The sequence below is a fragment of the Xenorhabdus innexi genome (assembly GCF_002632485.1).
Taxonomy (GTDB): Bacteria; Pseudomonadota; Gammaproteobacteria; order Enterobacterales; family Enterobacteriaceae; genus Xenorhabdus; species Xenorhabdus innexi.
In genome coordinates, this window is sequence record NZ_NIBU01000006.1 from 103,058 (window position 1) to 117,265 (window position 14,208).

The 14,208-nt window shown below is 48.5% G+C and carries 2 protein-coding genes; both read left to right on the forward strand.

What is annotated here, in order from left to right; translation table 11 throughout:
• Positions 1–124 precede the first annotated feature (124 nt).
• Positions 125–13,513: an MARTX multifunctional-autoprocessing repeats-in-toxin holotoxin RtxA gene (rtxA, locus tag Xinn_RS04025; RefSeq protein ID WP_099137605.1), complete on the forward strand. Its 13,389-nt coding sequence runs from the start codon at positions 125–127 to the stop codon at positions 13,511–13,513.
• A 123-nt stretch (positions 13,514–13,636) separates the two neighbouring features.
• Positions 13,637–13,864 (forward strand): hypothetical protein, encoded by a 228-nt coding sequence (locus Xinn_RS04030; protein ID WP_086953789.1) that lies wholly within the window; start codon positions 13,637–13,639, stop codon positions 13,862–13,864.
• The last annotated feature ends 344 nt before the right edge of the window (positions 13,865–14,208 follow it).

The following is a 14,208-nucleotide window of genomic DNA, read 5'->3' on the forward strand; positions in this document are numbered from 1 at the left end:
GTCTTTATTCATTTTTTTAATTTAACCTGTTTTATTAACACTGAGATAAACATCAACGCCCAGTTGCTTTTTGTGATTGGGCGTTTTTGTCTTTAATTTTGGCATTTAATTTAGAGATTGAGTTATGGGAAAACCGTTCTGGCGAAGTGTTGAATACTTTTTTACAGGAAACTACACCGCTGATGATGGTGATAATAATATTGTTGCTATCGGATTTGGCGGTCAAATTCATGCTTATGGCGGTAATGATCATATTACGCTGGGTTCAGTTGCTGCATTGGTTTATACCGGTTCAGGCAATGATACCGTTGTCGGGGGGGCTGCCTACCTGAAAATCAGTGATACCAGCGGTAACCTGAGTGTAAAAGGTGCCGCAGGATATGCAGAAATCAATAAAGAAAAAGAGGGAACTATCTCTTTCGCTGGCGCTGCGGGTGGTGCGGTTATTCAGCATGACGGTCGCTCCGGTAATATACATTATTCGGGTGCTGCCGCTTATAACAATTTATATCGTCGCGGGCACAGTGGCGATATCACATTTAAGGGTGCGGGTGGATATAACCATCTCTATTCAGATGTAGTCAACGGCAATATTCATTTTATGGGAGCGGGTGGCTATAACCAAATCACCCGTAAAGGCGTCGATGATAACTTCGGCGGCGAAGGTATGGCCTATGCAAAAGCTGAAGATATTGTGCTTACAACGGCAATGCTGGCAGGCAACTGGATTCAGAACCACCAGAAAGTGGCTGCTGTTAAATCAGCACGGGAAACGAATACTCATATCTTTGCACTTGTTGATGGAAATTTTACTAAATTAAACAAGCTGCACCTGAGTAATGATCCCCAAACCGGCAGGCTGAAATATTTCATCACATCGTGGTACAAAGAAGGCAATCACCTTAAGAATCTGGAATCTCAGGATATCTCTGAAAGTAATGGTTTCCAGATTATCAACCTTGATAGTGCTTATACCTTGTCCGACCTGAAGGCTGAACACCATCAGGCATTTACGATACATGCCATAGAGAAAAAACTGCCAGAAAATGAGTGGGTCACTTATGCTGATGGTGTTCAGATCGCCGCAGAAAATATTACGTTGTCCGATGCCAAAATGGGGGGATATGCCATCTCAACTGATGGCTCAACGGTTGATGTAAAACCGGTGAAATCCAACCGGATGGCAAATACTTATCTGTATGCCAAAGTATTGGGGGAATATACCAAGGTTGTAGTTGTGCAACTGAAGAACGATCCTGAAACGGGAAAGCTGAAATATATCGCTACACCGTGGTACAAAGCCGGTGATCAGACGGGCGTAATGGCTGATCAATTTGTTGGCCCTAACTACGGTTATTCCTCTTTAGGCAAAGGCAGTTATACACTGAGTGATGTTAATTACAGTGTGAATACTGTCAGGGTCACATCTGAAACGATTACTGATGCGAGTAGTGCCTTTGAACAGGCATTATTTGCCTCTGATGCAATAAAAAATGACAGTAGCGGTGATGTCCGCTTTGAGGGAGCCGGTGGCGGCAATGTGATTAAATCCAACGTCGCCCGGGGAAATGTTTATTTTAAGGGCGCGGGCATTGCCAATGTTATTTTACATAACTCAGAAATCGGTGACACGGAATTCAGTGGGGCTGGTGCCGCCAACGTTGTTTTTAAGAAAGGCAGAAAAGGCCACCTGAATTTCAGAGGAGCCGGTATTGCCAATGTTATTACCCATATCAGCAGCACTCATCAGGTACGCAATCCATCAGCGGACTCCCAGAGTGGCAATACGCATGTTATCGCTTTGGGTGGGGCGAATGTCCTGACCCGTCAAGGGAATGGCCGGGTTTTTGGGGTGATGGGCGGGGGCGCTAACGTCCTGACGCATATCGGGAACGGCGTCACCACCGGGGTCATGCTGGGCGGGGCTAACGTGCTGACCAAAGTGGGCGACGGCGAAACCACCGGTATCCTGTTTGGTCTGGGCAATGTGCTGACCCATGTGGGGAACGGCAGCACACTGGGCGCGATGGGCGCGGTCGGTAACGTCTTTACCAAAGTGGGGGACGGGGAAACCGTGGCGGCGTTGCTGGCGGTCGGCAATATCTTTACCCATATCGGGCAGGGGGACGCGTACGCCCTGATGGCCGGGGGCGGGAATGTCTTTACCAAAGTGGGGGACGGCAATGCGCTGGCGCTGATGGTGTCGCTGGGCAATGTCTTTACCCATGTGGGGGATGGCCTGAGTGTGGCGCTGGTGGTGGCGAAAGGCAATCTGGTCACGAAAGTGGGCAACGGGGATACACTTGCCGCCATGGTGGGTATGGGAAACCTGATGACCCATATCGGCGACGGCAACACCTTTGCCGCGATGCTGGGGGAAGCCAATGTGTTCACGAAAGCCGGTCATGAACTGACGGCGGCGCTGATGATAGGCAAGGCCAATATCTATACCCATGTGGGGCAGGGCACCAGTCTCGGGTTGTTTGCCGGTAACGCCAATATCATGACCAAAGTCGGGGACGGCACGACACTGGCGGCGATGTTTGGTCAGGCGAACGTGATGACCCATGCCGGAAACGGGCTGACGGGAGTGCTGGCGTTAGGGAAAGCCAATGTGGTGACCAAGGTCGGCCATGATTTTATGGGCGTGTTAGCGGCCGCGCAGGCCAACGTCATCACGCACGTGGGGCAGGGGATGACCGCCGGCCTGTTGCTGGGGAAGGGCAATATTCTGACCAAAGTGGGCGACGGGACGACGGTGGGGTTGCTGGTCTCGGAACTGGGCAATAGCCTGACGCATGTCGGCAGCGGGAATACGGTGGGGTTTGCCAAAGGCAAGCTGAACCTGCTGACCAAAGTGGGGGACGGGCTGGCGGTCAACGCGGCCTGGGGCGATGCCAATATCCTGACCCACGTGGGGCACGGCGACCATTACAACTTTGCCAAAGGGCAGGCCAACGGGGTGAGCAAAATCGGTGACGGCCAAATGGTCAGTGTCATGCAGGGCACGGCCAATACCATCACCCATGTGGGGCAGGGGGATGACTATACCGGGGTCTGGGGGAAAGCCAATGTGGTGACTAAGGTTGGTCGCGGCCGTCAGGTGACACTGGCAAAAGGGGACGCCAATCTTGTCACACAGGTGGGCGAGGGCGACAGCCTGAATGCCCTGTGGAGCCAAAGCAATGTGGTCACCAAAGTGGGGGACGGGATGCAGGTGACCGCTGCGAAGGGGAAAAGCAATATCACGACCACGGTGGGGCATGGTCTGAGCGTGGTGGCGGCTCACGGCGATTGGAATGTGAATACCAAAGTGGGGAACGGCATTTCGGTCAACGTGGCGTGGGGCAAACTCAATGTCAGCACCAAAGTGGGTGACGGGCTGGCAGTCTCGGTGATGAAAGGAACGGGCAATGCCCATCTCCATGTCGGTGACGGAATGAACATCCATGCCGCCTACGCCCGCAATAACGTGGCTATCCAGATTGGCAGCGGGGATTTTTACACTCTGGCGCTGGCGTCCAGCAATACGGAGAGCCACAAACTGGCAACGCTGTTCGGCAATCTCAAACAGACGTTACTGGGGGCGCTGGGCAGTCAGGGGATTAACTTTCTGGTGCAGGGGGATGAGGCTAATACGTCAGGCAGTTACCGTGGGCGGGGGGCCATCAATCTGCCGGAAGTGGGCAGTCTGAAGGGCTTTGAGCTGACCGAAATCGGCGAAGTGAGTTCCCGCCTTTCCACCGATTTGCAGGCATCGGTCAGTGAGCTGAAGACCCCGGATATCAGCAGGCTGGAAACCCTCATGCAGGAAGAACCGCAAACGGCGAAAAATCAGCCACCCAACCTGATTGTCAACGGGGATTTTGAGGCGGGGGCGCAGGGCTGGCAGGCCACGGACGGTATTGAAGTCGATCATCCGGCCGCCTCTTATGGGCTGGATAATGAAGGTTACGGCCATTATGTGACGGAGCTGGATACACAGGCCAATACCACGATTTATCAGGATCTCCGTCAGCGCAAAGCGGGGGAGGTGATCACCCTTGATTTTGACTTTGCGCGCCGGGCAGGCAGCACGGATGACAATGGCATGGAAGTGCTGTGGAATGATCAGGTGGTTTTCTCCTCGGCGGACGATGATATCGCCTGGCAGCATAAACAGTTGGTTCTGGTTGCGCAGGGCGGTGATAACCGACTGGCATTTAAAGGTACTGGCAGAAGTGATGGCCGGGGTTACATTCTGGATAATGTTGTTGCACACACAAATTGTTCTGAAAAAGCAAAAGTAAAGCAGACACCACAAACCTCAGTTGCTGGTGACATATTGAGCGATAAGGATAATGCCGAAGCCGATCGTGAACGTTTGATGCAGGAAAAAGAGCAACAACTGGCCGCGATTGCAGGGACTCAGCAACAACTGGAATCGACCGATCTTGATGCCCTGAATACCAACGGGTTGTCTCAGCGTGATGTTATCCGGGAAGAACAGCAGGCAGTCACGGATGAACTGCTGGCGAAAGCTAAGGCACTTGAGAATCTCGATAAGCGGGAAAACAGCCATTATCAGGGAAATTCCGGTGCACAATGGCGTGATGATTATGCTGGTATGGTACTGGATGATCTTCAGACTCAACTGGATAAAGCAAAAAAAATTGCCGGTCAGCAACTGGCGTCTTCGAATGCTTCTATTCAGCAATATCAGCAGCAGATCAATACGGCATTGGAAAAATCAGAAGCGAGTATTGTCAGAAGCGAGCAGAATCAACGGAATGCCCAGCTGGATATAGCCGATGCTCGTATCCGGGCAGAATATCGGTCTAAAGAGGCACAGACCCAGCAGAAACATGCTGAACAGGCTGTCTCTCGTGGGAAAAACGCGGTTCAGCAGGCTGAGCAGGATGCGGCAATTGAAGCGAAAAACAGCAGCCAAAAACCCAACCGCAGAGAAAATCAGGGAAGTGGCTTGTCTGGCAAGGCTTATGAATCAAAGGGGGCAGATCACACAGGCAGCCATATCGCTCAGGATGTCACAGAGCAGGAAGAGGGACGTTTCAATCTGGAGCTGGCAGGGACGGACGGTAATCTGGCGTCATTGTCTGATGCAAAACAGGGACTGGAACGTTTACAAATTAAGGCGGGGATTATTGCCAGAAAAACAAACGATATGCTCGCCGCACATCAAGAGCATGAGCAGACTCGTAATACAGCTCTTCCGGCTGAAATTCATAGCGACATTGATGCTTCTGAAACCCTGAACAGGGCGCTGCCTGATATTTCAGGTGTGATGACAGATAAACTGGAAGCATTGGGAAATGAACGTTTAGCGGCGGATTATGGTTTACCACAAAACAATGGCTTACCACAAAACAGGCGTGCACAGACGGATACAGCATTATCCTCCATTACTGCCAGAGCACAAAAAGTCGCGGATATTTATCGTTGGTTGGATAGTGACAATGATCGTCTGATGGATTTTGCAAGCGATGATTATATCCCTGTGCCGGGAATTACCCGCATTGATGCAGAATTGCATGAGAGTAACCGACAAAAAATGATCGACTTAATTGAAGGTTATCTCAACAGCATTAAACATACGATCCCTGATAATCAGGTAGCTTCAATGGCGAAATTGTTTGTGGATTCTACCATTGATTATGACTGGGATAGACGAGTCCGCTTCATGACGCAGTTGGAACAGTATGGTTACCGTTTTGATCCGGCGGATAATGAACAGCGAGTGGTGATATTCCGTTCGGGAAATAATGCCCGACAATACCGTGAAGTGCTGGATGCTGCTCAGACCAGAGGCGGGAAAGTGGTTTATGACACTGATTTGCCGGGGCATGTATTGAGTAACACTCTGAGTGAACAATTACTCAATTGGGCAGCACGCTCACTTGATCCTCATGATAATCGTCAAAAAGAGCAGCAATCGGCAATTCTGGCTTCTGTCCGCAGCAATATGGGGCTATGGCGTTCAGTGTATGCAACTAAAGCCCGTGGTGATGTCTATGTGATTGCAGAAGACGGTTTATTGCTGGGTAATACCTTCTGGAACCTTGAACTGCCGGTACTTCGTCAATTACAGCGTGAAGGTATGGTTGAGGAGATCTACCTGCTGGATAAACCGGCTGCTGAATATAAAAAGTTGCCGCTCAGCGCAATAGGCACCCGGCTGACAGACAGCGAAATTGATGTCAAGGTACGTTTTGATGCCCTGAGTCCGGTTGAGCAACAAAAATATCTGGAGATGAATCCCCGTGGTTATCAGCCGGATACACTGATTGATTTAAACGTCAGACTGGGCGCGATAGATAATATGCTGAATAAAGCGCTGCCATTTTATCGTCTGCGCTCTGAACGCAATCTTCTAATTCGTGAAGGGGCAGAAAACACGTTTGAAGTACATTCATGGCCTGAAAATCGCCACTCCCCAATCAAGATAATAAAGCTGGAAAACCCAAAAGATCCGGCTCAGATCAAAGTTATTGAGCAGTTCATTCTGGCTAATTATGAGAGCTATGATCAACTCCCCAAAGAGCTGCATTTGGTAGAAAACACTATCGCTTCTTATGAGCAGGGACGTACACGGGAGCTGGCCGGAAAAGTAAACGGCCGCTGGATATACCGGCCACATGTTGAATTGATGTCAGCAGATGAATTGCAGCAAAAAGCTTACATTAAAGGTAAGCCGTTGGGTGAAAGTTATCGTAATGTCATTGATGCCCTGCAACGTTATGAACAGGCATTGACGGAAGACAGAGACTACTCTCTGGATGCCATTGAAAAATTAACCTATCTGCAACAACAGGTGGAAGGGTATCTGCTCGGGCATTCTGAATCAAAACGTACTCCGGCGATGCAGCAACTGTTATCCCAGATTTATAGTCGTTTATCGGAATCTATGATTCTGGCAGAACCGACGCTAAGGAGTTCGGGTAAAGGCAGTTTCAGCGAATTGTATAATAAACTGTCTAACTCTAATCTCAGTGATTCCAAGCACCTCTATATTGATACGCATGGTGATTTTATCACTCAGGGCAGATTCAGTGTGAAGATCGCCAAAGATACGGCAGGTAGGGGGATCAGACAGGTGATGGATGCCGTGACCAGAGAATATGGGCAGAACGTCACTAATTCCGTCTTTTCCAAACTGAAAGCCCGTGATTTGGCAAAAGATGGCACAGGGATTGATATTTCGGGATTAAAAAAAGTTCACCGGGAAATAGAGCGTCACTTATCGCCTGTCAGTGCCACGCTCTATATCTGGAAACCCAGCGATCACAGCAGCGTAGGACATGCCGCACTGCAAATTGGTCATGGACGGGTAAAAGTCAGCCCTGAAGAGGTCAGGGATTTCAATGACATGAACTACGTCAGTTGGTGGCCGGCGGGCAGTAAATCCCTCAATTTGCAGGAATTGCTTGAGACGAATAACAGTCAGTCTGATTTTCGCATCCGCTGGCGTGATCTCAGTATGCCTGCCCATCAGAATCCAGCGTTGAGATACGATGTCGCCTCTGAAGAGGATGATGATTTTGGCCTGATTGATGGCTCAGATGAGCTGAAAGAGTTCGTTGAAAAACTGAGAGCCGCCAAAGGCGTGGATGCCAAATTCAAAGATGTCAGCGAAAGTTTTGCGATGGCTGCACTGGCTAATCCGGAAATGCTTAAATCGGCTGAGATACCGCCTCATATTTATCAGCCATTCATTACCCAGTGGCGGGATGACAGCATGGATATGCAGGAAGTGGCTCAGCGCTTTGCCGAAGTTTTGCGTATGGCAGCAGAATTGCAGGATTCTAAGCGTATGGAACATTTAATGGCTAATGTTACGCGCCAGTTTGCTGAACGCGAATTAGCTGACATTAACGCGTTCAAAGATGGAAAAGCAGATCAAGGGCGGGTTTTCCGCATCAATCTGGAAGGCCTTGATGTGGCGGCAATGCAGGCTGAGTGGGAAAAAATCAGCGCAGATCCGGATGCACGCTACCAGCTTTTCGCTAAAAACTGTTCAACAGTTGTTGCCCGTGTACTGAAAGCCGGAGGCGCAGAAAAAATCCTCGGATATGCATGGCGTCCCGGATTGGGGATCTGGAAACCAAATGATCTCTTTAACTATGGTCAGGCTCTGCAGAAAGCGACACAGGCTGAACGGCTCAAACATCAGTATCGTCGTCTGAATAGTGATGGTATAGAACGGATACTGAATCAGCCGGACGATCTGTATGAAGAGATACTGGAAAAAGTCGCGATTGAGAATGATGGTACACCACTGCGTGAAAGTGAATCCCGTAACCCGCTGGCTCGCTTTATGAATAATGAACTGTACGGAGTGAAAGAAGATCGTCGCCGTATCAGTAAAGCGGTGCAGATAACTCTTGGACGGGCAATTGAACGAAAAGCGGCCGAAAAAATCACATTGCGTGGTGAGGCCGGTCGTCTGGAAGGTTATTTCCATCTGAGTGGGACCCGTCCGTCAGATAAAGTCGTGTTATTTATTCATGGCTCAGATTCTTCCGCAGAAGAACAGGCCAGTAAAATCCAGCGGTATTATCAGCAGCAGGGTGTCGATATGCTTGCGGTCAATATGCGCGGTTACGGTACCAGTGATGGTCACCCCAGTGAAAATGGTCTGTATCAGGATGCGCGTACGATGTTCCGCTATCTGATCAACAACCGTGACATTAAACCGGAAAATATTGTCATTCACGGTTATTCAATGGGCGCACCGATTGCGGCTGATCTGGCCCGTTATGCGGATCGAAGGGGACAACATGTTGCCGGTCTGCTGTTTGACAGACCAATGCCAAGTATGACCAAAGCGATTACCGCTCATAATATCCTCAATCCGCAAGGTGTTGTTGCTGTGCTGGCTAAATCAGTCAACGGAAAATTTTCTGTTGAAAAGAATCTACAGGGAATTAGTAAAGAGACGCCTATCATGGTGCTTACCGGTGGGGACGGGCTGGGAACAGAAGGCGAAAAACTGCGGACTAGACTGATTAGCGCCAATTATAACATCTCTGGTGAACATACTTATCTGGGTCATGACTCCAGCCGCCGGATGATGGAATTATATGCCAACAAGATAGTTACCAATCTGTTCGCCGCCCGTGTGCAGGGGGAAGAAAGCATTCTTATCAAAGGTATTAAGAATGACCTGAAACGTTATATGCAGTTTCTACAGTCTCATACTGATAAAACGGGCAGAATATACGATCTGCGGGCGACAAAAAAATTCCTGTCAGGTTACGGGCATAACCGGGCTGAAAGTATGGTTGAAGGTTTCCATGCCGATATGGGGATCAGGCAGTTGGTGGATTTGTTGTTAAAAGGTAACTGGACAGCGGAACAGAAAGGGGCACTTTCCTGGGAAATTGAAAACCGGGCACTAAAAATCAGTTTACGGCCAAGAATAGAAAAACACAGCCGTCTGTTCCGGGATGTCGCTTCTTCTGGTTTTGAAGATCCACAGGCAAATGAACATCTGGCACCTCAGCTAATGTTGCTGAATCTGTCCAATGATGGTTTCGGCGGACGCTGTATGCCGCTGTCGGAACTGGTTCTGCTGGCAAAACACCTTGAGAATGACGGACAGGAAAATGTCAGTAATGATTTTCTGAAGAAACTTTACTCTGCGGCTTCTGTACTCAGCCACCCGGAGCTGTACGCTGAGTCGGAAAAAGCCAATGCCAGTAAACTGCTGGGTGCACTTGCTGCGCTCTATATCAGGGCACCGATGTATGATAACACCTTCAAATCATGGCAGAAAAAACTGTATGGTGAACAGGCATTAACAGTGAATAATGTCATAGAGGAAATTACGGTTCCCAATGCAGATGGCCGGTCGATTCTGCTTGAGCTGAATACAGCGGATCATGCAATGGCGGCATGGTCAAAAGAGAACAGTGGCAGTGGCAAGCGGATGTATGGGTTTTATGATCCTAATGTCGGTATTGTGGAGTTCTCTTCAGCAGAGAAATTCAGTACTTATGTTAAGCGTTTCTTCAGTCGTTCTGGCATGAATATGGCGCAATATTACGGTATGCCGAGAAATGAGCGGCAGGAGAATTTTTTCAATCAGGTGATTTTTGTGGATGGTCGGGCACTGGCCTCTTATCGTCCGGTCATTGATGACAAAATGACTCTGAAAGATATTCTGGCCATGGAGATCTTTGATGGCTCACCGATGAAAAATGCGTTAGGCACCGAACGCCCTCTGCACAATCAAAATGTCTCTTCGTGGGCAGAACTCACAGTGACAGCGCAACCGGAAAGCGGCACCAGCCGTTTTGACAGCCAGATTATTATCCAGACTGAAAATGATCCGGTTGTAGCCAGAGCCGCAGCCAATCTGGCAGGAAAGCATCCTGACTCCAGTATCGTTGTTCAGCTTGATTCCGGCGGAAAATATCGGGTGGTATACGGTGACCCTGCCAGACTGACAGGCAAGGTACGCTGGCAGGTTATCGGTCATGGGCGTGAAATTTCTGAATTGAATCACACTCGGATGGGAGGCTATAACGCAGTTGAATTAGCCATCATGTTAAGACAGTTCGAACGTGACTTCCGGCATAGCGGAACACCGGAGCATATCAGTCTGGTGGGCTGTTCTCTGATCAGTGATGACAAGCGGGATGGCTTTGCCCGTCATTTTATTACGGAACTGGATCAGCAGGGCATCCGGGCCTCAGTATCTGCGCGCAGCAGTAATATTGCGGTGGATAATACCGGGCGTAAGTACACCAGAAGAGAGGCACGGGAGCAGTGGGTACATAAACTGCATGACAATAAAACAGTGCTTAGCTGGAATAACAGCGGTGAACTGGAAACGCGTTCTGAGCGGGTGCGTCATGGCATCTCGGAAAGTGATATCACGCTTGCGCGTATAGGTCGCAGAAACGTCAATACCGCCGCAACCGGCGCGATTGCGGATAATAATGAAGTCTTTCACTCACCACAAAAACATCATTATCAAAATGACCATGATGTGAGCAGAGCATCAGCGAATAATCAACTGAGTTATTCCGGCAATATACAATTACAAATCGGTGACGGGGAATTTACCTCCATTAACTGGGGAACCACGAATGTCAGTATCAAATTAGGCACTGGTGGCTTTAAATCACTGGTCTTTGGCGACAATAACGTCATGGTTCATCTGGGTGACGGTAACAGCAGACACAGTATTAATATTGCTGGCTATCAGGCACTGGAAGGCGCACAACTGTTCGTTGGTAACCGGAACATCAGCTTTAATCAGGGGCGCAGTAACGATCTGATTGTCATGATGGATAAATCCATCCCGACTCCGCCGATGCTTAATCCGTTTGATGGAATATCCCGTATTTCCGGTGTATTGCAGGATATCTCCGGCTCATTCTCTTCTCCGGGCTGGCTGGCCGTTCAGGAGGAGCAGTGGACAATCGCCAGTGTGAAGAAATATCTACAGGATATGTCAGGGCTGGATTTGACCAGCAGTGTTGATTACCGCTCACTGACTGACATTGATTCCCAGAACTTACGCAGTGGTCGTGGCCTGAAGAGTGATATCGAAAGCGCCCTGAACAAAAAGTACAACCAGTGGCTGGGAGGAAATGCGCCGAAAGCGAGTAATCTCAGTCGGGCAGACAGATTCCGGCAGGCCAATGAAAAACTGGCCTTTAACTTCGCCGTTGGCGGGCAGGGTGCGGATATTCAGGTAACAACCGGTAGCTGGAACTTTATGTTCGGTGACAATATGCAGTCGCTGCTGGATATTAATCTGGGCTCGTTGTTTGGCCTGATGACACAGCAGTACACAACTACAGGGCTGGCAAGAACCACATTCACTTATAGTGTTCTGGATCTGCCGCGCCAGATAAAAAATAAACTGTTGCGCAGTCTGGCTCATGTTGATGCAGATACCACACTGGGAGAAATCTTTAATGTGGATTACACCGCAGAAGGCAGCATTGTATCCCGAAACGGTCAGCCAGTGGATGGTGTTGCGGTTATACAGGAGATGCTGGAGATTATCAGCGAATTCAGCGGTGACCAATTGAAGGCGCTTATTGATCCGCAAACCCTGAAAGATTACCTCAAAGTGCATTCAGCCGCAGATACGGATGCACTGAATTCTTTCCTTGAGAACCACGGACTGAAAAAGAAAGCCCCTGTTGAGGATCACCAAAAACCGGCAGCGGGTATACCGGAAGAACAGAACAGAGACAACGCACAGCCGGAGCGTGCATCTGGTTTTAACGCATTTAATCTGCCAAACCTGTTTGCAACACTGTTCAGCCAGAAAAAACAGCAGGAAATGCAGGCGTTGGCCGTTAATCTGAAGCAAAACCTGACAGCGGATTTACTGCATATGCAGGATAGAACGTTTGATTTTCTGCGTAACAGCGGTCATTTGCAGGGGGATAGTGATATTCACGTTTCTCTCGGTAACTATAACTTTAACTGGGGTGGTGACGGTAAAGATCTGGGTGCTTATCTGGGGGATAACAACAACTTCTGGGGTGGTCGCGGTGATGATGTGTTCTATTCACTGGGAACCTCCAATATTTTCACCGGCGGTGAAGGTAATGACACCGGCGTTCTGATGGGACGGGAAAACATGATGTTCGGCGGAGCCGGTGATGATGTGGCGGTGTTGGCGGGTCGTATTAACTATGCCTATATGGGTAAAGGTAACGATCAGGTCTTTGCTTTTGGTGAAGGCGGTGTGATTGAAGCAGGGGAAGGACGCGACTATATCGTGGCTTCCGGCAACTTCAACCGCATAGACAGCGGGAAGGATCAGGATTACGTCGTTGCCATTGGTAACAATAATCAGGTCGGACTTGCGGAAGGCAATGATTTTGCCACTGTATTCGGCAACGATAACCGGATTGAGGGTAATGAAGGAAATGACTCCATCAAACTGATGGGCTATCACGCACTGATCAACGGAGGAGAAGGTAACGATCATCTGATTGCGGATGTGGTTTCCAAATTCAGCCAGTTGAATGGCGGTGAGGGAGATGACCTATTGGTGCTGGGGGGATACCAGAACCGTTTCACCGGCGGGAAAGGAGTGAATAGTTTTGTTGTCAGCGGCGATGTGATTGACAACATTGTTGAGGATATTAAATCTGGCGACAAAATTATCTTCAATAACCTGAACTGGCAAAACCTGTGGTTCCAGCGCAGCGGTTACGATTTGGTACTGCTGACAGCCCGTCATATCACCGATACCTCAGCTCAGGGGCAGTTTGAAGCCACAGGCTCAGTCATTTTTAATGATTATTTCAACGGTAATCAGGCGGATATCATCACCCGGATAGGGAATAAAGATGCCCGTGGAGAACGTGAATTCACCGCATTGTCCACTAACGCGGTCGATTCACTGGTGCAGGCCATGAGCGGATTTGCCCCGACAGTCGGAGACAGCGGTTTTATGGACTCCCTTGATAACCAGACGAAATCCGCGATTGTGGCGGCGTGGTCAGATACCACCATCGGCAAAGATAGACTGATTTAATAGGTTTTTTATTTACTGAATAAAATAGGATGGAAAATAATGGCTCGCATTAAGTGAGCCATTATTTTTTAGCAATTTCGCCGTAAACCCTCGCCCGATGAGGGCGGGGATATAAGGGAGAGTATGCAGACTTCTGAGCTGCTTGTTGATGCTGGGGAAAGTAGTCGTTCTGCCCAATATATCCAAGCCGATATTCGTTCTCTCAATCAAGATTGGATAGCAGCCGGGCTTTCTGGCTCTCCCGATGCTTTAATACGCAAATTTCTGAGAGTACATTATCCTGGATTATCGATAGATTCAATCGGGGTGCGTGATATATTTGACTTTTATAATCAACATCTATTCATATAAATTGAAAAAATACATTTTATTTCAATGATGAAGGTTTATCTTTTATGAAGATAAATAAGAAACATATCTGAATGTTGGATTATAATTTATTTACGTTGTTAAATTCTTAATTTAAGAATGTAAAATAGAAATAGCTTTTTAAATAAAAATATTATTAGTGCTCATACCTATCATTCTTTTTAAGATAACGATGGGTTGAGCACTGCTATAGTCTGTAATGGTCATGATGTGTTTAAAATTTTCGGTTGAATTTCAACTTGTATAAGTTAGCTCCATTACGTTGTATTTGAGTGGGAGTATTGGGACTAAATATAGTGGTTAAACAGACTTTATAATTTAAGCTC